Origin of the sequence: Halorhabdus sp. CUG00001, from assembly GCF_009797925.1 — an archaeon.
Lineage (GTDB): Archaea > Halobacteriota > Halobacteria > Halobacteriales > Haloarculaceae > Halorhabdus.
Genome location: NZ_VOLB01000001.1, coordinates 2,073,555 through 2,097,168 on the forward strand (window position 1 = coordinate 2,073,555; position 23,614 = coordinate 2,097,168).

Genomic DNA, 23,614 nt, shown 5'->3' on the forward strand with positions numbered 1-23,614 from the left:
ATCGGCTACAGGTGGCCCACGCAGTCTCGTCACTGGGCTCTCAGCGCTCGGGATGGGTCGGCGCGTCGAACCCGCCCCGGACCAGCGGTTTCGCGATGTGGCGGCGAGCGACCGGTGGGACCTCGTACCAGCCGACTTCGAGGTCCCGATCGAGGCGACGCTCCGTTTTGCCGTCCCTGCTCGTCGTACAATCCCGGCAGCGATACCCCTGGTCGCGGCCGGCACTCTCCATCGATCGGCCACAACTCGGGCAGGTGGGGGTGACCAATTCGGTCTTTGCGAGGTCTCGGACGGCGAATTTCTCCAGTTTGAGCGTTCCGTCGGCGACTTCTCCACAGGCTGTGATCCGATCGCCAACCCGGAGGTTCCGAACCCGGTCCCGGAAGCGCTTGGTCGGCTCGAAGGCCGCACACTGGAGTCGCTCACTGCTGTCATCGCCCGCTACTTCGAGAAAGACGTGCCCGCCTTCCCGCGTTTCCGGGGCCGTCTCGACGGTGCCCGTCACGCGATAGGCGCGCCCGTCTGTTACCGTCCCGAGGCTCCCTGCTTGCAGGTGGGCGTCGGTTCCCTGATTCGTCACGAACAGCGAGCGGCGTTCGACTGGCTCGCTCTCGATCGACTCGGCGACGTCCTCGACGACAGCGCGATCGTCACCACGGATGCCATGGAGGATCGGCCCGGGGGTGTGGGGGACACAAACGAGGTCGCCCTCGACGCGATCGACGGTGTCCCAGGCGTCGGGATAGGCCCGGTCGGCGGCCCCAAAGACCGACTCGGCGTCGACGTCTCGGGGCGCGCCGCGACGGGCCGGTTCGCGGTAGGAGATACACTCGTCGGTCCACTCATCGTGGGCCTGCCAGGCACCGACGGCAGCGAGGGCGCCGATCAGGCCACGCCCGTTGCCACCCTCGCGAGTCTCGTACCCGTAGTCGCCGATCTGTTCGCGAGCGTCCGCTATCGTGTGATGGCTTCGGACGGCCCCGCGAGAAAATTCGACGACCCTTTCGGGGACCGCGTCCGGATCGTCCGGTGTGACGACGACGCCGGGATTCGTCCGCGGATCGGCACTCGCCACGAGATCGAGGTCGGTTTCGACGGCCTCCAGCGCGGCGGCAGGTGGGGCCGACGTGTGAATCGCCAGCGCGGCGTTCCCGCGGGTTTTGTGCTCGACGGCCGGGTTGAGACGCACGAGGAGGCGCCGCTTGACAGGCCAGTCACTGGCCAGCCGATCGGCGACCCGTGCGGCGAGATACGTCGTGCACATCCCGCGCTGTCGGGAGTCCGTGTCGTCGATCCCGATGACCGTCACAGCGGGTCCTATCCGGGCGGGCGACTAACGGGTTTCGACAGGAATCGAACCGATACATATTTGAAACAACAGTTCGCCCGGGTTAGCCGAATCGACAGAAGGCGGTATATCGGACGGCACAACGCATTTATAGAACGATCTCCATACCTTTAGGTAGCGATACCTATGTCACGATCGGCACTGGTCAGTAACGTCACAGCCATGCTCGAGGACGCGGGCTTCCTCGTCAGCGACCGGTGTGCGATCCGACCGAAGAGCTTCGACATCGCGGCCCGCCGTGGGAGAGACACCGTTCTGGTGAAGATATTGGGGAACATCGACGCCTTCGACGCCCAGACGGGTGCGGAGATGCGACGCCTCGGCGAGTACCTCGAAGCGACGCCGATGGTGATCGGTCTCCGGACACGCGACGAGGAACTCAAGCCAGGCGTGGTGTATTTCCGGCACGGCGTGCCCGTGTTGAGCCCGGATACGGCGATGGACCTGTTCGTCGAGGAAGTCCCACCGCTGATCTATGCCGCACCCGGTGGCCTGTACGTCAACATCGACAGTGACGTCTTGGCCGACGCACGCAGAGACGAAGAGATGAGCCTCGGAAAACTCGCCAACGAACTCGGCGTCTCCCGACGGACCGTCTCGAAGTACGAGGACGGCATGGACGCGTCCGTCGAGGTCGCAGCCGAACTCGAAGATCTCTTCGACGAGCCGCTGACCTCGCCGGTGGCGGTCTTGGAGGGGGCCGAGGACGTTCGCGACACGGAGCCGATGCCCGACGAACCCGAGGTCGAAAGCGAAGACGAACTCGTCATGACGGTCCTGACCCGGGTCGGGTTCGACGTGCACCCGACCACGCGCGCGCCGTTCAAGACGGTCAGTGAGAACGACCGCCGGCGCGACCGGGTGCTGACTGGTCATTCGGAGCTGACCGAAACGGCCGAAAAACGTGCCCGGATCATGTCCTCGGTCGGTCGCGTGACCGAGACACGCGCGGTCTACGTCGTCGACCGGGCGACCCGAGAGGCCGTCGACGGGACGGCTCTCCTCGAAGAGGCCGAACTCGAAGACATCGAAGACGCCGACGAACTCCGCGATCTGATCCGTGAGCGCGGCGAAGAACCGGCCTGACCGGGCCAGTGCGGCTACCGGTCGAAACCGGAACGCACTACTCACTGCTTCTCCCAGAGCATCCTATGACAACGGAGATGACGGTCTACGACGACCGTCTCGCCCGCCAGATGGACAGCGGCGAGTTCGTCCTCGCCGTCGTGACAGCTACCAAACCTGATTTCTACAAACAGGCCCCTGTCGTCACGGCCGCCCGCGAACACGGGATGCCCTGTTTTGTCCTCCACACCGGCCAGCACTACGACGATGTGCTTGGCCACGGTCTCGCCGAGTACGGCATCGAGGACCGCGTTGCCGTCGATCTGGGCATCCGTGGGAGTCTCTCGGAGAAGACTGCCCAGGTCCATCGCCGCATCGACGCTCTCACCGACCGGCTGGCCGAGCAATGGCCCGAGACGACGGTCTTACCGATCGTCCACGGCGACACCCACGCTGCCGGCATCGTCCCCCAGGCGTGGCTCTTTGCCACCAATCAGGCCGTCGCCCACAACGAGGCTGGCCTCCGCGGGATGTCCCCCGACTACGACGATTACGACGATATCGCCGCATTCATCGAACGCCAGTGGAACGGCGAGTGGTCGATCAACCGTGCCGAACCGTTCCCCGAGCAGTACGACACCTTCGTCGGCTCGGCTGGGTCGATCTATCAGTTCGCCCCCGTCGAACTCAACCGCGAACACCTCGAAAACGAAGGGTATCCGGCTGAAGTCGACGGCCAAGAGCGGATCCCGGTCGTCGGCAACAGCGTCGTCGACGCCATCGAGATGAAAGCCGATGCCGACCTCGAAGAGAGTATCTTCGACATCTACCCCGTTCTGGAGGAACGTGACGACTGGCTCCGTGTGGACATCCACCGCCGGGCGAACCTCTTGCCCGATCGCTTCGAGGCGATCGTCGAGGGCGTCATCGGCCTGGTCGAGGCTGGCTACAACGTCAACTTCGTCGAACTGCACGCGACCGAACAGGCCCTCAAAGAGTACGGCTACCGCGAGAAACTGCTCGAACTCGACGAGAATCGGGAGAACTTCCTCTTTACCGGGCTCTGGAAGAAACACGCTCACGTCTATGAGTTTCTCACCTCCGGGCAGTGTTTCGCGGAGTTCACCGACTCGGGAAGCATGCAGGAGGAACTCAACTACATCGACGAGGCGGCCTGTCTGACGGCGCGGTTCAACACCGACCGACCCGAGACGGTCTTCGACGCCCAAACGAACCTGCTGGTCCCACCGATCGACGGCGAGTACGTCACGGACATGATCGAGTACGTCGCCGAGACTGACGCCGTCCGCGAGGAGATCGCGACCGGGCCGAACCTCTACGGTGGTGACGTCGGCGAGACGATCGTCGACTATCTCGAAGACAAACGGGACACAGCCCCCTTCGACTGGGCGCACGAACGCGTCGGCTTTTCGACGAGCGACCAGGACTTCGAGTACCTCTGAGACGGACCGAGCGCGTCGACGACCGCCCTCGAAACGCCACCTGGGTTGGAAACTGACTTGTTCTCTGCCTGCAGTCCAGTGACTATGCGACCGTTCTTTGCCCTCGCCGTCGCGATCGCCTCGGAAATACTGGGTACGACCGCGCTGAAACTCTCTGACGGCTTCACGAATCCGCTCCCGGTCGTCGCAGTCGTCGCTGGGTACAGCGCCTCGTTTTATTTCCTCTCGATAGCGCTGGAAGCGCTCCCGATCGGCCAAGTCTACGCGATCTGGGCGGCCGTCGGTATCGTCGGGACCGCGACGGTCGGCGTTGCCTACTTCGGGGAATCACTCGATGCGACCGCCGTTGCCGGGCTGGCACTGGTCGTTGCCGGAGTCGCGCTGCTGACGCGTTCCGATGCGTACGCGGCCGCCCACTGAGTCGACCACGACCCTCTCTACAGAAAGACTCGGACGAACCCTCCCTTACGCGCCGTTGCCGTAGGTCTCTTCGAGATACTCGACGATATCGTCGCTCTCGGGCATCCCCTCGATGCCGTTGTCGGTGTCGACGAGGACGGGGACGCCCGTCTGACCGCTGACTGCCTTCACTTCCTCGCGGGCGCTCTTGCTGGATGGGACCTTGTGTGACTCGTACTCCAGTCCGAGCTCGTCGAGTTTCTCCGTGACTTTCGCACAGTACGGACAGCCCTGCAGTTCGTACAGTTCGAGGTTTGGCATCGTCGAAAGCTACGACGCCGACTCAAAAGAGTCCGGCGGTTGTCTCAATCTGTCCCTGCCGACGGTGCCGTTCACGCCGTCTCCCACAGAGACGACGGTGTGCTTAGAACGCCACGAACTCCCCGTCGACCAGGAAGAAAAACACGTAGTAGACGACCAAGAGCAACGCAAGAACCCACTGGCCGAGTTTGACGTCTTCGCGCTCACCGGTCGCGGTCTTGATCAGCGGGTAGCTGCTGATCCCGGCTGCGAGCCCGTTGGCGATCGAAGTGGTCAACGGCATCACGGTGATGGTAAGGCCACTCGAAATCGCCCAGGCGGGGTCGTTCCAGTCGATGTCGGCCACGCCCTGGAGCATGATGATCCCGACGACGACGAGGGCGATGTACGTCGCGTACTGTGGGATCAGCGAGATCAGCGGGACGACAGCGAGCGAGACGACGAACAGGAGCCCAACGACGAGCGCGGTGAACCCGGTGCGGCCCCCCTCTTCGATTCCCGTCGAGGATTCGATGTAGGTCGTCACCGTCGAGGTTCCCATCATCGAGCCCACGGTGGTACCAACTGCATCTGCCATGAGTGGCTTGTCCATCTCGGGCAGATTGCCGTCTTCGTCGAGGAATCCGGCGATGCCGGAGACGCCGATCAGTGTGCCGGCGGTGTCGAAGAAGTCGACGACGAAGAACGTGAACACGACGAGTACGAAGATGGCGGGATCCGCAGCAATCTGTCCCAGCCCATCGATGAACCCCTCGACTAGCGGGAGGAAATTGTACTGGGTGTCCAGTAGATATTCGACCGTCCCCTGACTCTGCAACTCGGTGTAGCCCGGTGGCGCGAACGTATCCTCTCCGCCCGACGCCAACAGTGTCAGCAGCCAGCCGAAGACGGCTGTCGACGCGATGCCGATGATGATCGAGCCGTTCGTCCCACGGGCATACAGGAACAGTGTCAGTGCAAGCCCAGCCACCGCAAGGACGGCTACTGGGTCCTCAATGAAGTTCCCGAGCGTCGCGACGGTTGCCTGGTCGGCCACGACGACGCCCATCTCCTGAAGGCCCAGAAATAGCAGGAAGACACCGATCCCGGCTCCGACTGCGCGTTTGACTGGTTCGGGAAAGAGTTTGATTACGTACTTGCGTGCCCCGATAGCAGTGAGCGCGATGAAGACGACCCCCTCGACGAAGACCGCAGCCAGCGCGACCTGCCAGGGGACGCCCAATCCGAGCACGACAGTGAACGCGAAAAAGGCGTTGAGTCCCATCCCCGGTGCCAGCCCGAACGGCCGCTTTGCATACAGCGCCATGACGGCGGTCGCGACGACCGATGCGAGGATCGTCACGACTGACAGTGCCTGCAGGACCTGCTCTTGGCCCCAGCCCGCCGGCGGATCGGTCATGATTGCCGGCCCGATGATCGTCGGATTGACCACGACGATGTAGGCCATCGCCAGGAACGTCGTCGCTCCGGCGAGGGCCTCGGTACTGAAATCCGTGTCGTGGGCGTCGAACTCGAAGTACTCTGCGATCGTGTCGGTTAGCGCCATGTATCCACCACGATCGACCAACTTGCACAGAGAGACTTAATCGTTTATTTATCTACGCCCAAAGTATACAAGAACTTGTATATCACTCGGCGAGTGACGTGAACGCGACGACGGGGGCGTCGGCCCGGTTTCGTACCGATTCGATCCCGTCGTCACCGACGGCGATGAGCGTGATCACGGCTGTGACGGTGACACCGGCCTTTTCGGTGAGTTCCAGCAACAGCTGTTGGGTGTTGCCCGAGCGAACGAAGTCGTCGACGACGATCACTTCGTCACCGCGATCGAGCGCATCGGCGGGCAGCGAGTAGGTGATCTCGATGCCCGGTGTGACCCGCTGGCGGGCCTCGACGAATTCGGGGACGGCAGTCTCGCGGGACTTCTTTGCGTAGACGGCGGGCACGTCGAACTGTCTCGCCATTGCGCTGGCAAACGTGATCCCGTCGGTGGCTGCAGTCAGGACGGCATCGGGCGCGGTGAGACCCTCGGACTCGACGGCGACGCCGGCCACCAGGTCCAGTAGTGTCTGATCGAAGACAACCGCGGTGTTGTCGACGTAGCCGTCCTCGTCTCGGTCGATCCGCGCTTCGATCTCACCGGCGAGGACGTCCGGGCCAACCTCCCCGACGATTCGCCGGGCGCGTTCGACGCCTGGGAGGACGTGGCCGTTGACGTAACGGTTGAGATCGCCCGCCGACAGACCTGTCTCGTCGGCGAGGGTGTCGTACGTACGGGTCGCTTTCAGCTCTCGGAGCATGGAGACGGCCCGCAACTGGAGGGCTGCCTTCTCGTCTCGTCTCATACGCACCCATTGTCACGTCACGAACGTGAATATTTCGAATGGGAAGAACGGAGATCTATACACTTTCGTGGGGTCGGACGCACTCTCACTCGTCGTCTCGCTCGGCCAGTAGCTCCTCGGCAGTCACCAGTGACTCAAGTTCGACGTCTCTTTTGGCGAGGTTCTCGGCAGCACCCGCCTGGCGATCGACGACGACCAGCACGCGATCGACGACGGCCCCCGCCTCGCGCAGTGCCTCGACGGCCTCGACAGCGCTCTGGCCGGTGGTGGCGATATCTTCGAGGACGACGACTTCCTCACCGGCTTCGAGGTCGCCCTCGATCAAGTTCCCCGTTCCGTACTCCTTGCGCTGTTTCCGCACGATGACGTACGGGCTTTCGGTTTCGACGCTCGTGACCGCGACCAGTGGGACCGCACCGAGGGCGACCCCGGCGAGTGTCGTCTCGTCCAGTCGCCGGGCGAACGCCTCGGCGATCGCCCCCAGACAGTCGGGACTGGTCTCGAAGACGTACTTATCGACGTAGTAGTCGCTGGTGCCGCCGTGTGAGAGTTCGAACTCGCCGTACTGTACGGCGTCTGCTGCCCTGAGCGCGTCGATGAGGTCCTGGTTTGCCATGTGCTCGAATCCGCAAGCGGAGAGGTATAATAGCCATCGGAATCGGTGCGCTCGGTCGCTGCTTCGCTATCGCTCCGGGTGGGCGTCGAGGGCCTCGCCGAGCGTCTCGCGTGCGGGCCGTACGGTCGCCAGCTCGTCTTCGACGGCCCCACTTTCGAGCCGTTCGCGTTCGTCGTCGTCGAGTTGCTCTCTGGCACGGACACTCTCCCGCAGGCGCTCGTAGTCGACTGTCTCTGGTAGTTCCCGGATTGTCCGCAGTTTGGTCACCGTCCCGTCGGGGGCAAACTTGCCGACGACCGGGATCAGTTCCCGACACCGCCACCACAGCGTCTCCGGATCCGGCGGGGGCCAACTTACTGTCAGGGGCTCGGCGTCGAGCCGGCGGAGGTACGTCTGGTGGGTAGCGACGTTGCGTTTCAGTTCGCGGGCATCGGGGACGTAGTGCTGTAGTTTCGAGATCGAGTACTCGGCGTATTCGAGCAGCGTCGGAATCGATTCCGTCCCGGCCTCGCTATCGGTGACGTAGGTCGCCAGATCGGTCGGGGGCTGTCTGTATTCGACCAACGGATCGGTCTTGGTCGCCTCGACGAACGCCAGCACGTCGCGGGTCGATCGATCGCGTTTGAACGTCTCGAAGGCCTCACTGACGGAGCGATTGTACTGCTCGATCGGCTCCCGCAGTTGCTCGACCGGGGCATTCAAGTCCGCATCGCCCAGCGCCAGCAGCGACTCCAGGTCGTCGATTTGTCGAGCCAGTTCGCGTTCGCGGGCGGCGACGTCGTGGCGCGCTTCCCGATACTGGTCGCGGGCACGCTCTCGCTCGTCTAACCGTTCGACGAGCGTCGCGATCGGCTGGAGTGCATCCCGTGCCGCCTCGAAGTCCGACTGCTTGACCCACCGCTGGTGCATCTGCTCGTCGACCGCCTCGAAGGCGTCGTAGTGATCTATGTCCTCGGGTAATCGCTCGATGAATCGACCGACCTTCTCCTGAAATTCGATGAACGCCTCCATGTCGACGTCCGTCTCACCGTCACTGGTCGCCTGTTCCTCGTAGCGATCCAGCAATCCCGCAATCTCGTCGTAATACTCCCTGAGTTGCACGAGTCGGTCTTCTCCGGCCTCTTCGACCCGCTTGCACGCCTGCTCGTAAGCTGTCGCTGTCCGTTCTAGCTCGGCCACCAGTGCCTCGGCGTCGGCCTGGACGTCCTCGACCGCCGAGACGTCTGCGTGCTCGCTCATGGATTCACTCGTAGACGGCTTCGGGGTCGAAAACTTGCTCGCCGACGACTTCGCCGTCGATCGTCCGGTGGAAACAGGACTGATACCCCGTGTGGCAGGCTCCACCCTCCTGGTCGATCAGATACAGCAGGGCGTCGCCGTCACAGTCGACGCGGATCTCCTCGACGTGCTGGACGTGGCCGCTCGATTCCCCCTTCTGCCAGAGTTCGTCGCGACTCCGCGAGTAGTAGTGTGCCAGCCCGGTCTCGCGCGTTCGCTCCAGAGCGTCCCGTGTCACGTACGCGAGCATGAGGACGTCGCCCGTCTCGGCGTCTTGGGCCACTGCCGGGAGATACGTTTGCTCGTCGAAGGCGAGATCGACCTCGGCGCCAGTCATATCTTCCCAGTCGGAGGTGTCCCCGCATAGGCCTTTTGTCGCGATCGAAGCTGTCGTTGCAGACACCTTTTGTCGCGATGGCCCGACTGTGAGCCTCGCTTCCGCCGATGGCGGACAACTCACCGGCCCAGCCGGTCCCGAAAACGAGTCCACTGATGGCGAGGCTCGTCCGGATGGGCACGTCCACCCACAGCGAGCCGCCCGATCACCCACGTTTCACTGTCGACTCAAACCGCGCCCAGCCCGACCAGCGAGAGCAACCAGACGAGGATGTCCCCGGCCGTCAGGCTGACCAGCAGGCCACCGAACATCGGGACGAGGAACGGGATCCCCGGTGTGATCCAGACGGTTTCGGCCGACGCGAGGACATCCAGCCCTTCCCGAAGCCCCTCGGGCGTCGTCCCATAGGCCGTGCTGTCGATATCGTCCAGAAACGCCTGGGCTCCCCAGGGGTCGTCGAACTCCCCGCCGTCCGGGAGCGCCACACGGTCCTCGCCGACTGGAATCGACCCATCACCGGGCGGGTTCGGATCGGCCGGGAGCGACTCGGGATCGCGATACGCTTCTGGGTCGGCCCGGAGGTCAGAGAGCGAACACCCACGCCAGCGCAGGTACATCCGTAGGGCATCGAGATCGAGCCCCCGGCGAGTGAAGCCAGCGGGTGTCTCCAGGAGTCGGCCGTACTCCTCGATCGCACGCTCGGCCGAGATCGGTCGCCCGATGAACATCGCCTTGCCGAGGTGGCCGCCCAGGGCGTTCCGACCGGCGAGTGCGAGCGGGTACGCCAGCCCGACGAGCACGGCGTTCGAGAGGATCGTCAGCGAGAACACACCCAGCGTCGGTTCGAGTGCCGGCAGGACGAACCCGTCGAACAGGTAGGTCGGATATGTCGGGAAGATAATCGCCAGGACGATCAACGCTTTGGCGTCAGCACCGCCGAACCCACCGAACCACCAGAAGGCGTAGGCAAACGGCACTAGCAATCCCAGGCTAAACGCCACACGCAGGGCGAATAGCCTGGGGTCTACAACTTGCATGCTCGTCCCAGTCCAGGCCAGCCACCCGTCCCAGGCCAGCAAGACGACTCCAAGCACGCCAAGTGGGAGCCACGTTCGGTTCGGCACTCGCCGCGTTCGCACGTCCCGCCAGGCAGCCCAGCCGAGGACGGGCACGACGACGAGCCTGAGCAGGTCCGGAAGCGTCGCGTTCACAGTCGCATCTCTCGTGGCCGGGAGTTAGCCCTTGTGGAAGCACTCATCCCCTATCGTCTCTCCCGAGCGACTGCTGTCTCTACGACTGGTCGGGTTCCCAACGACGAAAGAGTGGGACGCGTTAGATGACGCGGTTCTCTTTACCCCCGTATTTACATACTCTAACGTTCCGTTGTTCCAACTACCGTAGTTTGAGCTACGATAGTTTGAGCTACGCTATCTGCACGTTTTATGTGCTGGTGGTTCAAAGGTGGGGTATGCCTGCGTTCGTGAACCGAGAACAAGAACTCGACAGACTCCACGATTTATACGACAGTGACTCTGCGGAGTTGAGCGTCGTCTACGGACGTCGGCGGATGGGCAAGACAGCGCTCGTTGTCAAATCCATCGAAAACCGTGACGACGCGGTGTACCATCAAGCTGCACACGGGACAACGGAGCAGCAACTCGACTCCTTCATCGCTGATGCTGCAACGGTGTTCCCGGGAGTCAACCGGATTCGGAAAGACTGGGAGAATGTTCTCACGTACCTCGCTGAACAGGATGCGATCGTAATCCTCGACGAGTTCCCGTACCTCGTGGACGAAAACGAAGCGCTCCCGTCCCTTATCCAGCGGATCTGGGATCACGAAGTCGCTGATACGGCTACGACCTTCGTGTTGACTGGCTCGGCGATCGGGATGATACACAAAATCGCGCTCGACGGGAGTTCACCGCTGTACGGTCGCATCTCGAAACGGCCGAACGGAAAACTCGAAATCGGCCCGTTACCGTTCGGTGCCGCGATGGAGTTCTTCCCGAACTACGCGCCGGCTGAGCAGGTGATCGCGTACGGCGTGTTCGGGGGGACGCCGGAGTACCTCCGTGCTGTGGACGACACGCAGTCACTCCAGGGAAACATTACGGAAACCTTGCTTCTCCGTGATGGCGGCCTCCATGAGGAGCCCGAGGACGTCCTGTACCGGGAACTGGACGAGGTGGATCGGTATTTCGCCGTTCTGAAAGCGGTGGCGGAGGGGAACCACAAGCGAAACGAGATCATCCAGGCTGCTGGTATCAACGCCAACAGCGCGAGTTACTACCTCTCCCGCCTGCGGGAACTCCAGATAATCGAGCAGGAGTACCCAGTAACGGTTGACCCGTCCCGGAGTCGGAACAGCCGGTATCGAATCCGGGACCAACTGTTCGCGTTCTGGTTCCGGTTCGTGCACGGTCGCTCGTCTCGGTACGAAGTGTTCGGGGCGGATGCATACGACGAACTGGTCGAACCACATCTTCCGGACTTCGTCAGTTCGTCGTTCGAACGACTCTGTCAGCGGGCCGTTCTCTACGAGTACGGAGACGTGTACACGTTCACGGAATCCCCGGGTCGGTGGTGGGACACCGACGGACGCGAGATCGATATCGTGGCCCCGACGAACGGCGACACGCTACTGGTCGGGGAAGCGAAATTCCAGCAGCAACCGATGGGGTACGATGTTCTCGCCCAGCTTGAACAGGAGGCACCCGAAATCGAGTGGTCGCCGACCGACGGCGACGTAAACTACGAGTACGCACTGTTCAGCCGAAGCGGGTTCGTGTCGTCACTGGAGGAAGCAGCCGAGGAGCGGGACGGCCTCGGTCTGTTCACAGTTGACGGCGTCGTTGAAACACTGTCCGAATAGTCCGAACGAAACCCGAAAACACAGATCTGTTCTGAACGCAGTTGGTGCTGAAGAGAAACGGTCAGGAGGGAGCTAGTTCAGGCCGGAAACAGCTGGTCCGAACTGTCGCTACCCCTCGAAGGGACCGCATCTGTGTAACGAGCGTTTTACGCTGTTAATTAGATGACGCGGTTTTGCAGGTAATCGAGGTGCTTTGCGTTGTAGACGATTTTGACCTCGTCGGTGGCCGGCGTGCCGACACAGGTCAGGCGGACGCCTTTGTCTTCGACCTCTTCGTCCGAGAGAATCTGCTGCATGTCCATGTCGATGTCGCCTTCCTTGACGATGGAGGCACAGTTGGCACAGGCACCGGCCCGACACGAGAACGGCCAGTCGTAGCCCTGTGCTTCGGCGGCTTCGAGGACGTACTCGCCCTCGGCGACTTCGACTGTCCCGTAATCCTGGTCGTCGAGACCGGCCCCCTCGGCCTTCTCGAAGAGGTCGTCGTCGTCCATGTCCCATCCTTGGTCGTCCAGTGCTTCGTAGTTGAGGTACTCTACAGTGGGCATCACTGCCAGTGTTCACACCCCTGACTGTTAGACTTTGCTGTTCCGGGAGTCGCTTTCCCGGAAACGCCGGCGAAAATCCCCGGAAAACGGTCGATTGTGCCACTTTCGACCACCTGGTACACGCACCGTCTGGCGTCGCCTTTTATGTCTCTCCATCCGGCCGCACTTCACACCCGCCCTATTGCATCTGTGCCGCTCGCGAGTTGCTCGCGTCTCTCACGGTTCGCTCCGCTCACGGGTCAGTTCGTTCCCCGTTCCCAATCCCGCGGTCTCACTTCCCTCGACCGCGCTCTCCCCGTTCGAGAGTTCGGCGACCCCTCACAACGTTCGGGTCGTCCACGCCAGGACTGGGAGTTCGCCGAGCCTCGCGAGGCGAACTTCGGGAGCCGAACGAAGTGAGTCTCCCGGTGGTGAGCAGACGCAGAGCGTCTGCGAGCCTCGCGGGACGCGATGCGTCCCGCGGTGTTTGAACCGGAGGAAGACGTTCCGGGCGTGTGACCTCCTGCCTCACGGCTTCGCCGTTCGGCACCTCGAGGTCGCTTCGCCCCCTCGCAACGCTCGGTCGTTCCGGGACTGTGACTTCCAGGGCTTCAAATTCCAGACTGGTCGCTTCGCTCGTCACGTCTGTTCCTCACAGAAGACGCCAGGACTGGGATTTGAACCCAGAATCCCGAAGGGGAACACGCTTTCCAGGCGTGCGCCTTACCGTTCGGCCATCCTGGCTCGCGGTTGCTGTTCAGTGCGGGCGCGGTTAAGCGTTTACGTTCTCCGCCAGCCGTGGACCGACGATCGCACTCAGTATGCTCGCCCCGATCGTCACTGCCAGGGCCGTCCCGAACTTCACCAGCGGATCGACGGCAATCGCACTCACAAGCTCGTAGCCCTGGAGCAACACCAGATACGAGAGCCCGCCGACCAGTCCCCAGACTGCCCCATTCGGCCAGTTACTCTCCATCGCCAGTCGTCGCGATGGCTTCGATTTCGATGTCGACGCCTTTGGGCAACGCCGCCACCTCGACAGCACTCCGGGCTGGGGGCTCGTCCTCGAAGAACTCCTCGTAAGCGGTGTTCATCGCGTCGAAGCGCTCGATGGAAGCCATATAGACGGTGACTTTGAGCACGTCGGCCATACTCACGCCTGCTTCCGCAAGGACGGCTTCGACGTTTTCGAGGGCTTGCTGGGTTTGTACGTCGATCGCGGCGTCGTCCAGCAGATCACCGTCGGGCGTCAGTGGAATCTGGCCGGCGGTGAACACCAGGTCCTCGGTCGCCGTTCCCTGACTGTAGGCCCCGACCGCGGCGGGCGCGTCGTCGGTTTCGATCGTCCGTTTCATGTGTGTTAGCGTGTCGGCCAAGCGCATAAAACCCACTTTGTGACGGGCGATACCCCGTATTTAATTGAGTGCCCGTCGACGGCGTTGGTATGAACGACCGCTTTCGCTACGGACTGGGCGTGCTCATGCTCGGACTCGGGAACCTGTCTTTGGGTGTCTCACAGCAGCTTTTCGGCGAGCAGCCGACGGTCACGATCGTCTTGGAGGTCGGTGTCGGTGCCGTCTTGACGGTGTTCGGTGGCCTCGTCGTCAACAACCCCGAACGAATCGATCCCGACCAGCTCTCGCCCCGCGTGTTGAAGATCGTCGGCTGGCTCGGCATTGTCCTGGGAATCGGGATGGTGGCTTGGGCGGCAACACTCGTCGTGACGTCGCTTTAGCTGATTGCAGGCGCTAAGCCCCCTTCCTCAAGGAGTAACGCAGGGAGCGGAGCGACCGAGTAGCGTTAACGAGAACGGAGTTCTCGTTCGCACATCAGAAATCGAAGATTTCTGAGGACGCAGTAGGAAGGGGATACAGCGCCGTCTTTGTCTCTTTTGTACCTTCCCGTTGCTGGCCCACAGGCCAACGAACCGACACGCTTATGTTGAAACAATGTCTAAACACTGGTAATGGATAGACACGAAATTGAAGGCCACGAAGTCATCGAAGGCGAGGTGAAAGCCACCGGCAACGGCGCACACGTCCTCGTTCCGAAACGGTGGCGTGGCGCAGACGTGAAAATCGTCCGAACATCAGAACCAACCGACTAACCGATGCACTGCGCCTACAGGTTCCGACTCAAGCCAACCGGCGAACAGCAGCAACTGCTGGACTACCACCGCGATACCTGTAGGCAACTTTACAACCACGCGCTCAGTGAGTTTAACGAGATTCCTGAGTCTGAAGGAACACTCAATCAACGAGTGCGACAAGTCCGCGACCAACTTGCCGACCTCAAAGACTGGTGGGATGGATTAAACGATCTGTACTCGACGGTTGCACAGGCCGCTGTGATGCGTATCGAGGGTAGCGTCAAAGCACTTTCCGAACTGAAAGAGAACGGATACAACGTCGGGAACCTCAACTGGAAGGCACCCAGAGACTTCCACAGTTTCACCTACGTCCAGTCTGGCTTCGAGTTCGACAAGAAGAACGGTCAGACTGTACTCTCGCTGTCGAAACTTGCGGATATACCGATTGAGTGCCACCGGGACATTCCAGATGAGGAGACTGTCAAGGAAGTCACGATCAAGAAAGAGCCGACTGGAGAGTGGTACGCCTCCTTCGCCGTTGACGACAAGGATGAACCTTCCAAACCGCCGCTTGAAGATGTTGACGCCGACGACATGGTTGGCATCGACGTGGGGATTCTGAAGTATGCCCACGACACTGACGGCACAGCAGTTGGTTCACTTGATCTCTCGGACGAACGCGACAGACTTGAACGAGAGCAACGGAAGCTCTCACGCAAAGAGCATGGGTCGAACAACTGGGAGAAGCAACGTTAGCATGTCGCTGAGTGCCACCAGCAAATCAAGCGCAAGCGGCGTGATTTCCTACACAAACTCTCGAACTACTACGCTCAGGAGTACGAGCTAGTCGCGGTCGAAGACCTCGACGTGAAAGGGATGATAGAATCGCCGCGTAACAGCCGCAACGCGGCATCAGCGGCGTGGAATACATTCACCGACCTACTCGAATACAAGTGCAAACGCGAGGGCGCGCACTTCGTGGAGGTTGACCCTGACGGCACCACCAAAGAGTGCGCTCAGTGTGGCGTCAAAACCGAGAAACCGCTGTGGGTACGTGCACACTCCTGTCCTGCCTGTGGTTTTGAGGCTGACAGGGACGCAAACGCGGCGTGGAACGTTCTTTCTCGCGGACTCACCGACCTAGGAGTGGGTCACTCCGAATTAACGTCCCCAGAAATCTCCGATTTCTGGCGGGCGAACGAATCGCAGAGCGATTCGTCAACGCCTGTGGAGACTGCGCTCCCTGTGGACACTGCGGTTGTGTCTGCAAAGCGCGTCGTGGAAACAGGAAGCCCCTGCCTCAAGGAGCCGCCAACGGCGGCGAGTAGGCAGGGGTAGTTCACTCGGCTGTCGACGCTTCAGCACCGACGTAGGCGACGAAGTTCCGTAAAATCGTCAGTCCCGTCTCGCCTGATTTCTCCGGGTGGAACTGCGTCCCGATCACGTTGCCGGCCTCGTTGGCAACGACACTGGCAAAGCGCTCGCCGTAGTCGGTCTTGGCGACGACGGCTCCCTCGTCGTTCGGATCGGCATAGTAGGAGTGGACGAAGTACGCGTACTTGCCGTCAATCCCGTCGAACACCGGGTGGTCGCGCTCGACCCGGAGTTCGTTCCAGCCCATGTGAGGGACCTTCTGATCGGTCGAAAACCGGACGTTCGTCCCGGGGATCAAGTCGAGCCCTTCGGCATCGCCCTCTCCGGCGTGGTCGGCTTCCTCGCTGGTGGTCAACAGCATCTGCATGCCGAGACAGATCCCGAGCAGTGGTGTCCCGGCCTCGGCCGCCTCGATGAGGACGTCCCGGAACGGGCCGGCGTTGTCCATCCCCTCGCTGAACGCGCCCACACCCGGCAGCACGATGCCGTCGGCGGCGTCGATGTCCGCGGGATCGTCCGAGATCGTCACCGCGGCGTCGGCCCGCTCCAGGCCGCGAGTGACACTCCGGAGATTGCCCAGTCCGTAATCGACGACCACGATCTCTGGGGTCGTCCGCCCGCGCTCGCTCATACGAGCCGTTCGTCACGCCCAGTCTTGTCCCTTTCCGTTCGTGGGAGCGTCTCATAGCAAGATCTGCATGCGCTATCCGTTCAGGTCTTGTCAAGACTCGCAAGCAAGATACAGGGCGCAAGTGCAGCACCCCTCCTACCGAGGGTCAGCTCACTACACCCCACTATTTGTGCCTCGTCTGAACGGTTTCAACCAGGGGATTCCAAGTATTGGCACGACCGCCCGAAACGACTCAACAGAAAGTCTGGGAAGCGTATACCTTGTTACCAGACACCGCTATTCCGACGCCAAGTTCAGTCCACTCCTCATTGAGGATATTTGCCCGGTGGCCGTCAGACCTCATCCATCCATTGACTAAGTACTTCGCTAACTCTTTTTCTGTGGTCAGATAGACAGTCTCGTTTGTGCCCCAGGCAGTAAAGCTCTCCTCATAGTATGCACTGGCAGCGTTCTCACCAAAGGAGTATCCCGACCCAGTATAATCACAAACGTCTTGATAGCGCTCTTCTCCGGTTTCTCCGTTTGGTTCAGTGTGGCCGATGTAATCGTGCTTAGCCATGTTTTCGGAATGTTCCCGGGCAGCGCTCGCGATTCGCGGGGCATAACTCACGTTGCTCAGTCCGTGCTGGGAGCGTTCAATGTTAGTATAAATCCAGATCCACCGTCCGATTCTCGTGTTGTTTAGGCCCTTGTCATCAGTATCGGTTGTTGTCGGACGCGAACTGTCGGTCTGTGGAGTGGGAGTATTGTCGTTACCTGCTTTGGAGGGTGATTCGCCTGCAAGCGCACTTCCGTCCGCTACTGAATCGAAACTACCGATAGTAACACCAGCGGTTAATCCTGAGACGACCAATACGGCCGCAACAACCACAACCAGAAGTTTCGGACCAATTACGGTGCGCCGGAACTGTATACTCGGGACAGACCGAGTAATCCATCGGAAGCCCGGCCAACCGGGTTTCCATCCGCACGTGTGGCATTTTAGAATCCATTTTCCCTGCTTTCTGTATCGCTGAGCATCACAGTTGGGACACCGCTCATAATAGATTCCCTGGGTGCCTCGGTTGAGCCAATAACGGATACGGTATACCCATGCAATCACCCATCGGACACAAATGTAGACGACTACGCCAATAGCAAAGCCGGTTCCTATGCTCTGTTCGTTTTGGACAGTAAACCAGATTGCTCCGATTGCGCTAACAGCAGCAATTGCAATCTGGCCCCAATACATACTCAAACACTAAATATTTCAGAGATAAATAATTTATTAGGCATTCTCCTGTTGAATCGGTGAGTCATTTATTGGCGCAGTTAGAACTCACAGTAAGCGATAAATCCTGGAAACTTTGCTTGTTGAGAATCAGATGAAACTGGTTCAAATCACGGTTGCCAACGGCTGAACTTGGGATCGGACGAGTACAGGCCGAGTTTCGGCAGTGCTACCAACAACCTGCTTCTGAAGAGCGTTGCTGGATATATCCTCTGTATCTTGCACGGTCTGCTGCAATCGTATCTGATCTAACAGCTCCTCTCAGGGTATACCGTCCCAGATCGCCTGCGAAGGATTCTATGACAATCTATTCGTGAATTGAGTTCACCGCCGGAGCGACCCCTCGATGAGCGCCGGGTAGGTGCTCGCCACATCCGAGACGCTCGCCTCGCTCGCGTCTCGCTGCTCGCGGATCATTCTTCCCTGCTCGCTCGTATCGAGGCCTCGCATCGCTCGGCCTCGCTACCGCTCGACGATCTCGATCTCGTGGCCGTCGGCGTCCTTGGTGAACGCGTAGTTGTAGTCACAGGATTCGGGATCGCGGTAGTCCTCGGCTTCGCGCCGGCAGAGCGTCTCCCAGGCGTCTTCGAGGGTGCCCTCTTCGACGCGGGCCGCCAGATGGCCCCAGGCGTCGCCCATCTCGTAGGAGCGCCCGTCGTAGTTGTAAGTCAACTCGACGGACATCGCTTCTTGTGGGGCGTCTGCTGGTTTCAGGAAGTACAGCGCGAAGGAGTCGTGTTCGCTCCGGCGAAAGAGATCGTACTCGAGCGCGCGTGTGTACCAGCCAATCGCTTCGTTTGCGTCCTCGACGCGGAGCATCGTGTGGTCGAGACTCCAGCGCGCGCCGTGATCGCGCTCGACGATCTCGATCTCGTGGCCGTCCGGGTCTTTGACGAAGGCATAGCCCGGGTTGTCCTCGGGCCGGCGGTAGTCCTCGACGCCCTCGTCCATGAGTTCGTAATAGGCCTCCTCGACATCCTCGACGCGGACGGCGATGTGACCCCAGGCGTCGCCCATCGTGTACGAGCGCCCGTCGTGGTTGTAGGTCAGTTCGAGTGTCGCGCCGCCCTCGTGGACGCCTTCGGGGGCGAGGTGGACGTTGGTGAACGTCTCGGCCTCCCAGCGATCGACCTCTTCGTAGCCGAAGTGGGACTGGTACCACTCCAGTGATTCCTCCAAGTCCTCGACGCGCATCATGACGTGATCGAGTGTGCCGTCCATGTCTGAATGGACGAGCGCGTCGCCGAAAAACGTGCCGGAGGTGGAGGGTACGTGACGGCGTGTCAGCCCCGATAGCGTTCGAATCGGCCGATCGCTCGCAAGTCCGGCCAGTAGAACCACCACGCGATCGTCCAGGCGAGCAGGGTTCCCAGTGGCACGACAACGTAACTCCCGCGACGTACAAATCCCCAGGCGACCGTCAACTGCGTCACGCCGACGAGCACGAGCAGCCCACCGGTCAGGCGCGGATCACCGCGCTCTATCGTCTCACCGAGCGCGCTCATCACTGCCAGGCCGTAGATGCCGACGCCGAGCGGCCAGGCGAACAGGAAGGGGGGCGGGCCACTGCCCGTGGCGGCGAGGTACTCCGGCAGGAGCGTCAGGTGGGGGCCGAACGGATCGAGGAGTCCCCAGGGTACCAGGAGTGTCACGTATCCGTCACTCAGCAGTCCCGTCCAGGGAACCACCAGCAACGAGAGGACAGCACAGAGCCGTATCCGAGCGCTATCGTTCGTGGGCACGCCATCACCGATTGACGACGATCCGGAGCACGTCTTCGTCTGTGAGCTCGTGGTCACGGCCGACCTGCTGGTCGTCGTGGGCGGCGCTCTCGCCGGAAACGCGCGCAAACCGGAAGCGATCGTCGAAGCGCCCGCCGATCTTTTCACAGGCGTCGCCGACGGTATCGCCCGCGGTGAGGATCAGCGGCTCCTCGTAGTCGATCCCCCGACCCGGCTTGTCCATGTAGATGCGAATGAGGCCGAGTTCGTCCCAGATGCGCTCGGTGAGACTGTCCAGCCCCTTCTCTTTCTCGGCACTGATGAAGATGGCCTCCTCGGGATCGACGTCGACGTCCCGGAGATCTGCCTTGACGGTGTCGACGTAGCTCGGATCGATCAGGTCGACCTTGTTGACCGCGACGATCGAGGGGAGATACTCGCGGTTGTCCATGATGCCGTCGATCAGGCGATCGATGTCGATGTGCTCGCCGATGGTCACGTCGGCGTTGACGAACTCGTGTTCCCGGAGGACGCTTTTGATCGTCTGCTCGTCCAGATCGAGGTCGACGGAGGCGTTGACGGAGATGCCGTCCTTGTGTTTCTTCCGGACGGTGACTCGGGGGGAATCGACGTCGAGCCGCACCTTGTTCCGGTACAGTTCCTCCCGGAGGCGCTCGTACTGCTCGATCTCGAACGCCGAGAGGACGAACAACACGAGGTCGGCCGTCCGGACGACCGAGAGGACCTCCTTGCCGCCCCCGCGCCCGCCCGCAGCCCCCTCGATCAATCCTGGCACGTCGAGTAGCTGAATGTTCGCGCCGTTGTACTGGAGCATCCCCGGATTGACGTCCAAGGTCGTGAAGTCGTAGGAACCGACTTCGCTGTCAGCGTTGGTCAGGGCGTTGATCAGCGTGGACTTGCCGACGCTTGGAAACCCAACCAGAGCGACCGTGGCGTCGCCGGTCTTCTCGACGGCGTACCCCGGTCCACCGCCAGAACCGGACTGGCGCTTTTCGAACTCCTCCTTTTTCTCGGCGAGTTTGGCCTTCAGGCGGCCGATATGCTCTTCGGTCGACTTGTTGTAGGGGGTGGATGCGATCTCCTCCTCGAGTTCCCGGATCTCCTCCTCAAGGCCCATCGTCGAATCCTCGGCCGTCGCCCCTCAAAAGGGCTTCCGTCCGAGACGGTCGATCGCGTCGGATCGGGATTCCGATACACTGATACGACGGGACGGCGAGAACTGAACCGATGTCAACCGCCGCCCGTTTCCGGGACAGCACCCAGATTCAGCTCCCGGCCGACGCTCTCGAGACCGTCGGGCCAGCCCTGACCGATCGGTTTACAGTGACGGTCCGCCACGAGGACGCGGGTGTCCGGATTATCGGCAGCCCGGTCGAGATCAAGCGAGCCAGTGATTTTCTCGCTCGGAACGGGATCGCCGTCGAGTGACAGTCCGGTCGCGTGCAGGCGACCATCGGCGGCGGTTTCGAATCGCTCTCTCCATCCCCGTCAACGAATGGCGGTGCCGATATCGAAAAGCAATTCTTAACTCTGCGCCGACGGATTCTCGTGTATGGCTGAAACGATCGAAGTTCTCGTCGCTGGCGGCCAGGTCGATCCCGGACCGCCGCTCGGCCCCGAACTCGGCCCGACGCCGGTCGACGTCCAGGCCGTTGTACAGGACATTAACGACCAGACAGCGGCCTTCGACGGTACGGAAGTCCCCGTCACTATCGAGTACGAGGAAGACGGTTCCTTCGAGATCGACGTGGGCGTCCCGCCGACGGCCGCACTGGTCAAAGACGAGGCCGGCTTCGAGACCGGAAGTGGCGAGCCCGCCGATGAGTTCGTCGCCGACCTCTCAATCGAGCAGGTCAAAACCATCGCCGAGCAGAAACACCCCGACCTGCTGGCCTACGAACTGACCGAAGCCGCAAAGGAAATCGTCGGCACCTGTGTCTCCCTGGGCGTCACTATCGAGGGCGACGACCCCCGCGAAGTGGCTGCACAGATCGACGACGGTGCCTACGACGACACGTTGGCCGCCGAGACTGCCTGAGACGTCCGGCCACTCCTGCTGCTGGCTGGCGTGTGAGTGCATCGGGAGAGCCGAGCCTCTGTTCGCTTTTCGCCCGTCGTACTCGTTTCTCACCCGACGACGCGCCACGTTGCTCGGTTACTCGTCCGTCGGCGGCGTCGCGGGCGCTGGCAAGTGGATCGTGACGGTGGTTCCTCGGTCGATGCCCGTCGAGACCGAGACGGCCCCTCCGAGCTGGTCGATGAGCCAGTTTGCCAACCACACGCCCAACCCGCTACCGTGTTCGATTGGTGTCTCTTCGAATTGATTGGTCAGCAGTGCTTCTTCGACCATCGGCAGCCCAGGACCGTTATCGGCGACGACGATCCGCGTCTCGTGTTCGGTCTCGATACACTCAGTCGAGTCGTGTTCCGGTTCGACGGTGACGGTCACCGTTCGCTCAGCTTCCGGTAAGTCGTTGTGGACGATCGCGTTCCGGACAATCTCTTCGACGACGATCGGGACCGCCGTCGAATCGAGCGCCCAGGCACATTCTGGCAGCGTCGTTTCGATCGTACTCTCGGGGTACTCTGCGGCCAGTCTCTCCGTCCGCTGTTCGACGATCGTCGTGACGTCGACGGGTTCGATCGTCTGTGTTGGCGTCGCCAGGAGATCGTCGTACAGCGTCCGGGCGTGCTCACTCGTGTTGATGAGCCGGGTCGCAGTCTCGTGGATCTGCTCGACGTCTTGTTTGACTGATGCCGGCGTGTCGTCGTCGGCCAAGGCCCGCTCTGCCCGGGCCGTAATCACGTTCATGTCGTTGCGCAGGTTGTGCCGGAGGACGCGATTGAGCACGCGCAACTGGGAGTCCCGCTGTTCTAGCGTCTCCGCCAGTGAGTTGAACCGCTCGCTTAGCTGTCGCCACTCCTCGATGTTGCCGAGGTCGAGGGCGGTCCGGTAGGCCCCAGATTCCAGATCGGCCGCCGCTTCGAGGAGGTCTCGGATACGCGTCAACGTCGTTCGTGAGATCCAGACGCCGACGATGCTGACCGCCAGTAGTGCGATGAACACGCCACCAAACTGCATGGCCGTCGCCAGGGTAAGTCTGCCAGCGATCGTCGATCGCGGGCGCTCGACAGCGACGGTCCAGCCGGTCTGTCCGACGGTCGCGGTCGCTTCGAGTGTCTTCCCATCGGCCGAAGAGTCTGCCAGTAGCGTCGTTCCGTTTGCCGTGATCCGAATTCGGTCGTCGTCGTGGCCCACGCTGGCGATGTCTCCCAGCAGTGATCCGTCGCCGATCTCGAACGTCCCGCTGAAGACGCCGGCGACGGAGCCCCTCTGGGTTCTGATCGGGGCGGCGATTCGGAAGACGTGTTGGCCCGTTACCGACTGTGTCGGCTGCCCGACGTAGACGTCCCCGGCGAGTGCCTCCTGTACGAACGGTTCGTCCGTGTAGTTGTGCCCGACCAGTGTCTCGAAGTCCTCGGGCGTCAGTCCCGATCCGGCGACCAAGGTGAGGACGCCATCTGCCGTGTAGAGCCCGGCTCTATCGAATGCCGTCCGATTGGTGAACGTATTCAGTGCGCTGAACTGTCCAACCGGGCCATCGCTCGTGACGGCGATGCTCGCTCCCCATAGATCGACGGCTTCGACTGTCGTCGTCAGGCGCGCGTCGATCCGGTTGGCGACCACAGCGGCCGTGCGTTTGACGTCTTCGCGCTCCTGGTCGACGACGCCGTTTTTGTGCATCGTGAACCCGGCGTAGATCGTCCCCGAGAGGACGACTGCGACGAGGAGTAACACGCCGAGCAGCGTCGTCCGGAGGCGCATCGGGCTAACAGAGGCCCGAGAGCGGTGAAAAGCTCCGCGGTCGACGGCAACCGGCGGTAGATCGACGTTACCTGCCGTCCTGACGGTTCGACGGGTTTAAGTGTCGCT

26 protein-coding genes, 1 tRNA gene and 1 pseudogene are annotated in these 23,614 nt (G+C 61.6%); 9 read left to right on the forward strand and 19 right to left on the reverse strand.

The features are described 5' to 3' along the window. Positions 1-40: 40 nt before the first annotated feature. Positions 41-1,309: a tRNA(Ile)(2)-agmatinylcytidine synthase gene (locus FR699_RS10295; RefSeq protein ID WP_158855355.1), complete on the reverse strand. Its 1,269-nt coding sequence runs from the start codon at positions 1,307-1,309 to the stop codon at positions 41-43. A gap of 165 nt (positions 1,310-1,474) precedes the next feature. On the opposite strand from FR699_RS10295, the gene FR699_RS10300 reads away from it, so the two are divergent. The 3 genes from FR699_RS10300 (at position 1,475) to FR699_RS10310 (ending at position 4,296) form a co-directional block, all read left to right on the forward strand. After that, the gene (locus FR699_RS10300) at positions 1,475-2,434 is read left to right on the forward strand and encodes a transcriptional regulator (RefSeq protein ID WP_158855356.1); all 960 of its coding nucleotides are present in this window, start codon (positions 1,475-1,477) and stop codon (positions 2,432-2,434) included. 65 nt (positions 2,435-2,499) lie between these two features. Then, the gene (locus FR699_RS10305; protein ID WP_158855357.1) at positions 2,500-3,876 is read left to right on the forward strand and encodes a UDP-N-acetyl glucosamine 2-epimerase; all 1,377 of its coding nucleotides are present in this window, start codon (positions 2,500-2,502) and stop codon (positions 3,874-3,876) included. Positions 3,877-3,960: 84 nt separating this feature from the next. Then, positions 3,961-4,296, forward strand: coding sequence for a multidrug efflux SMR transporter (locus FR699_RS10310; RefSeq protein ID WP_154552847.1), 336 nt, complete (start codon positions 3,961-3,963; stop codon positions 4,294-4,296). Between the two features lie 45 nt (positions 4,297-4,341). Here the strand turns inward: FR699_RS10310 and FR699_RS10315 are convergent, their stop codons facing one another. The 7 genes from FR699_RS10315 to FR699_RS10345 all read right to left on the reverse strand — a co-directional run bounded on the left by FR699_RS10315 (position 4,342) and on the right by FR699_RS10345 (position 10,383). Then, the gene (locus tag FR699_RS10315) at positions 4,342-4,596 is read right to left on the reverse strand and encodes a glutathione S-transferase N-terminal domain-containing protein (RefSeq protein ID WP_158855358.1); all 255 of its coding nucleotides are present in this window, start codon (positions 4,594-4,596) and stop codon (positions 4,342-4,344) included. A 103-nt stretch (positions 4,597-4,699) separates the two neighbouring features. Next, complete coding sequence (locus tag FR699_RS10320) at positions 4,700-6,142, reverse strand: NCS2 family permease (RefSeq protein ID WP_158855359.1); 1,443 nt, start codon at positions 6,140-6,142, stop codon at positions 4,700-4,702. Between the two features lie 82 nt (positions 6,143-6,224). Continuing rightward, positions 6,225-6,941: a phosphoribosyltransferase family protein gene (locus FR699_RS10325; protein WP_154552844.1), complete on the reverse strand. Its 717-nt coding sequence runs from the start codon at positions 6,939-6,941 to the stop codon at positions 6,225-6,227. Between the two features lie 85 nt (positions 6,942-7,026). Continuing rightward, positions 7,027-7,557, reverse strand: coding sequence for an orotate phosphoribosyltransferase (gene pyrE / locus FR699_RS10330; protein WP_154552843.1), 531 nt, complete (start codon positions 7,555-7,557; stop codon positions 7,027-7,029). A 66-nt stretch (positions 7,558-7,623) separates the two neighbouring features. Beyond that, on the reverse strand, positions 7,624-8,796 hold the full coding sequence (locus tag FR699_RS10335; protein ID WP_229770472.1) for a hypothetical protein: 1,173 nt from the start codon (positions 8,794-8,796) through the stop codon (positions 7,624-7,626). 4 nt (positions 8,797-8,800) lie between these two features. After that, positions 8,801-9,172: a phosphoribosyl-AMP cyclohydrolase gene (gene hisI, locus FR699_RS10340; RefSeq protein WP_158855360.1), complete on the reverse strand. Its 372-nt coding sequence runs from the start codon at positions 9,170-9,172 to the stop codon at positions 8,801-8,803. Positions 9,173-9,399: 227 nt separating this feature from the next. Then, positions 9,400-10,383 carry an A24 family peptidase gene (locus FR699_RS10345; protein WP_158855361.1) on the reverse strand — a complete coding sequence of 328 codons (984 nt, stop codon included), beginning with the start codon at positions 10,381-10,383 and terminating at the stop codon, positions 9,400-9,402. Positions 10,384-10,640: 257 nt separating this feature from the next. Here FR699_RS10345 and FR699_RS10350 point away from each other — a divergent pair, with 257 nt between their 5' ends. Beyond that, entirely contained in the window at positions 10,641-12,047 is a 1,407-nt protein-coding gene (locus FR699_RS10350) for an ATP-binding protein (protein WP_158855362.1), read from the forward strand. Positions 12,048-12,205: 158 nt separating this feature from the next. Here the strand turns inward: FR699_RS10350 and fer are convergent, their stop codons facing one another. The 4 genes from fer to FR699_RS10370 form a co-directional block, all read right to left on the reverse strand. After that, entirely contained in the window at positions 12,206-12,595 is a 390-nt protein-coding gene (gene fer / locus FR699_RS10355; RefSeq protein ID WP_154552839.1) for a ferredoxin Fer, read from the reverse strand. A 641-nt stretch (positions 12,596-13,236) separates the two neighbouring features. After that, positions 13,237-13,318 (reverse strand) — tRNA-Ser (locus FR699_RS10360). A gap of 28 nt (positions 13,319-13,346) precedes the next feature. Beyond that, a complete protein-coding gene (locus FR699_RS10365) occupies positions 13,347-13,550 on the reverse strand; it encodes a hypothetical protein (RefSeq protein ID WP_154552838.1) in 204 nt (67 codons plus the stop codon). After that, the gene (locus FR699_RS10370) at positions 13,540-13,929 is read right to left on the reverse strand and encodes a Rid family detoxifying hydrolase (protein ID WP_158855363.1); all 390 of its coding nucleotides are present in this window, start codon (positions 13,927-13,929) and stop codon (positions 13,540-13,542) included. The genes FR699_RS10365 and FR699_RS10370 overlap by 11 nt, the downstream gene beginning before the upstream one ends. A gap of 89 nt (positions 13,930-14,018) precedes the next feature. On the opposite strand from FR699_RS10370, the gene FR699_RS10375 reads away from it, so the two are divergent. The 3 genes and pseudogenes from FR699_RS10375 (at position 14,019) to FR699_RS10385 (ending at position 16,001) form a co-directional block, all read left to right on the forward strand. Next, positions 14,019-14,309, forward strand: a complete 291-nt coding sequence (locus FR699_RS10375) for a hypothetical protein (RefSeq protein ID WP_154552836.1) — start codon at positions 14,019-14,021, stop codon at positions 14,307-14,309. A gap of 231 nt (positions 14,310-14,540) precedes the next feature. Beyond that, positions 14,541-14,681, forward strand: coding sequence for a DUF2080 family transposase-associated protein (locus FR699_RS10380; RefSeq protein WP_158855364.1), 141 nt, complete (start codon positions 14,541-14,543; stop codon positions 14,679-14,681). A 3-nt stretch (positions 14,682-14,684) separates the two neighbouring features. Next, positions 14,685-16,001, forward strand: a pseudogene (locus tag FR699_RS10385) (RNA-guided endonuclease InsQ/TnpB family protein). 1 nt (position 16,002) lies between these two features. Here FR699_RS10385 and hisH read toward each other — a convergent pair. The 6 genes from hisH to FR699_RS10410 form a co-directional block, all read right to left on the reverse strand. Further along, positions 16,003-16,668, reverse strand: coding sequence for an imidazole glycerol phosphate synthase subunit HisH (gene hisH / locus FR699_RS10390; protein ID WP_158855365.1), 666 nt, complete (start codon positions 16,666-16,668; stop codon positions 16,003-16,005). Positions 16,669-16,900: 232 nt separating this feature from the next. Then, positions 16,901-17,899, reverse strand: a complete 999-nt coding sequence (locus tag FR699_RS13350; protein WP_233263396.1) for a CAP domain-containing protein — start codon at positions 17,897-17,899, stop codon at positions 16,901-16,903. A gap of 363 nt (positions 17,900-18,262) precedes the next feature. Further along, positions 18,263-18,388: a hypothetical protein gene (locus FR699_RS13425; RefSeq protein ID WP_255470256.1), complete on the reverse strand. Its 126-nt coding sequence runs from the start codon at positions 18,386-18,388 to the stop codon at positions 18,263-18,265. 12 nt (positions 18,389-18,400) lie between these two features. Beyond that, positions 18,401-19,159, reverse strand: coding sequence for a VOC family protein (locus FR699_RS10400; protein WP_158855367.1), 759 nt, complete (start codon positions 19,157-19,159; stop codon positions 18,401-18,403). A 62-nt stretch (positions 19,160-19,221) separates the two neighbouring features. Further along, the gene (locus FR699_RS10405; RefSeq protein WP_154552833.1) at positions 19,222-19,680 is read right to left on the reverse strand and encodes a TIGR04206 family protein; all 459 of its coding nucleotides are present in this window, start codon (positions 19,678-19,680) and stop codon (positions 19,222-19,224) included. 4 nt (positions 19,681-19,684) lie between these two features. Continuing rightward, positions 19,685-20,797, reverse strand: coding sequence for a GTP-binding protein (locus FR699_RS10410; RefSeq protein WP_158855368.1), 1,113 nt, complete (start codon positions 20,795-20,797; stop codon positions 19,685-19,687). 110 nt (positions 20,798-20,907) lie between these two features. Here FR699_RS10410 and FR699_RS10415 point away from each other — a divergent pair, with 110 nt between their 5' ends. Both FR699_RS10415 and FR699_RS10420 read left to right on the forward strand, forming a co-directional pair. Then, entirely contained in the window at positions 20,908-21,108 is a 201-nt protein-coding gene (locus FR699_RS10415) for a hypothetical protein (RefSeq protein WP_154552831.1), read from the forward strand. Between the two features lie 124 nt (positions 21,109-21,232). Beyond that, complete coding sequence (locus FR699_RS10420; RefSeq protein WP_158855369.1) at positions 21,233-21,718, forward strand: 50S ribosomal protein L11; 486 nt, start codon at positions 21,233-21,235, stop codon at positions 21,716-21,718. A 117-nt stretch (positions 21,719-21,835) separates the two neighbouring features. Here FR699_RS10420 and FR699_RS10425 read toward each other — a convergent pair whose 3' ends face one another. Then, positions 21,836-23,506: a sensor histidine kinase gene (locus FR699_RS10425; RefSeq protein ID WP_158855370.1), complete on the reverse strand. Its 1,671-nt coding sequence runs from the start codon at positions 23,504-23,506 to the stop codon at positions 21,836-21,838. Positions 23,507-23,614 lie beyond the last annotated feature (108 nt).

Excerpts from the sequence above, each read along its gene's own strand:
- FR699_RS10415 (WP_154552831.1), top strand. The coding sequence starts at position 20,908 with ATGTCAACCGCCGCCCGTTTCCGGGACAGCACCCAGATTCAGCTCCCG.
- FR699_RS10375 (WP_154552836.1), top strand. The coding sequence starts at position 14,019 with ATGAACGACCGCTTTCGCTACGGACTGGGCGTGCTCATGCTCGGACTC.
- FR699_RS10420 (WP_158855369.1), top strand. The coding sequence starts at position 21,233 with ATGGCTGAAACGATCGAAGTTCTCGTCGCTGGCGGCCAGGTCGATCCC.
- FR699_RS10370 (WP_158855363.1), bottom strand. The coding sequence starts at position 13,929 with ATGAAACGGACGATCGAAACCGACGACGCGCCCGCCGCGGTCGGGGCC.
- FR699_RS10400 (WP_158855367.1), bottom strand. The coding sequence starts at position 19,159 with ATGGACGGCACACTCGATCACGTCATGATGCGCGTCGAGGACTTGGAG.
- FR699_RS13350 (WP_233263396.1), bottom strand. The coding sequence starts at position 17,899 with ATGTATTGGGGCCAGATTGCAATTGCTGCTGTTAGCGCAATCGGAGCA.
- FR699_RS10310 (WP_154552847.1), top strand. The coding sequence starts at position 3,961 with ATGCGACCGTTCTTTGCCCTCGCCGTCGCGATCGCCTCGGAAATACTG.
- FR699_RS10365 (WP_154552838.1), bottom strand. The coding sequence starts at position 13,550 with ATGGAGAGTAACTGGCCGAATGGGGCAGTCTGGGGACTGGTCGGCGGG.
- FR699_RS10300 (WP_158855356.1), top strand. The coding sequence starts at position 1,475 with ATGTCACGATCGGCACTGGTCAGTAACGTCACAGCCATGCTCGAGGAC.
- FR699_RS10305 (WP_158855357.1), top strand. The coding sequence starts at position 2,500 with ATGACAACGGAGATGACGGTCTACGACGACCGTCTCGCCCGCCAGATG.
- FR699_RS13425 (WP_255470256.1), bottom strand. The coding sequence starts at position 18,388 with ATGCGAGGCCTCGATACGAGCGAGCAGGGAAGAATGATCCGCGAGCAG.
- FR699_RS10425 (WP_158855370.1), bottom strand. The coding sequence starts at position 23,506 with ATGCGCCTCCGGACGACGCTGCTCGGCGTGTTACTCCTCGTCGCAGTC.
- FR699_RS10380 (WP_158855364.1), top strand. The coding sequence starts at position 14,541 with ATGGATAGACACGAAATTGAAGGCCACGAAGTCATCGAAGGCGAGGTG.
- FR699_RS10325 (WP_154552844.1), bottom strand. The coding sequence starts at position 6,941 with ATGAGACGAGACGAGAAGGCAGCCCTCCAGTTGCGGGCCGTCTCCATG.
- hisI (WP_158855360.1), bottom strand. The coding sequence starts at position 9,172 with ATGACTGGCGCCGAGGTCGATCTCGCCTTCGACGAGCAAACGTATCTC.
- FR699_RS10410 (WP_158855368.1), bottom strand. The coding sequence starts at position 20,797 with ATGGGCCTTGAGGAGGAGATCCGGGAACTCGAGGAGGAGATCGCATCC.
- FR699_RS10320 (WP_158855359.1), bottom strand. The coding sequence starts at position 6,142 with ATGGCGCTAACCGACACGATCGCAGAGTACTTCGAGTTCGACGCCCAC.
- hisH (WP_158855365.1), bottom strand. The coding sequence starts at position 16,668 with ATGAGCGAGCGCGGGCGGACGACCCCAGAGATCGTGGTCGTCGATTAC.
- pyrE (WP_154552843.1), bottom strand. The coding sequence starts at position 7,557 with ATGGCAAACCAGGACCTCATCGACGCGCTCAGGGCAGCAGACGCCGTA.
- FR699_RS10315 (WP_158855358.1), bottom strand. The coding sequence starts at position 4,596 with ATGCCAAACCTCGAACTGTACGAACTGCAGGGCTGTCCGTACTGTGCG.
- FR699_RS10350 (WP_158855362.1), top strand. The coding sequence starts at position 10,641 with ATGCCTGCGTTCGTGAACCGAGAACAAGAACTCGACAGACTCCACGAT.
- FR699_RS10335 (WP_229770472.1), bottom strand. The coding sequence starts at position 8,796 with ATGAGCGAGCACGCAGACGTCTCGGCGGTCGAGGACGTCCAGGCCGAC.
- fer (WP_154552839.1), bottom strand. The coding sequence starts at position 12,595 with ATGCCCACTGTAGAGTACCTCAACTACGAAGCACTGGACGACCAAGGA.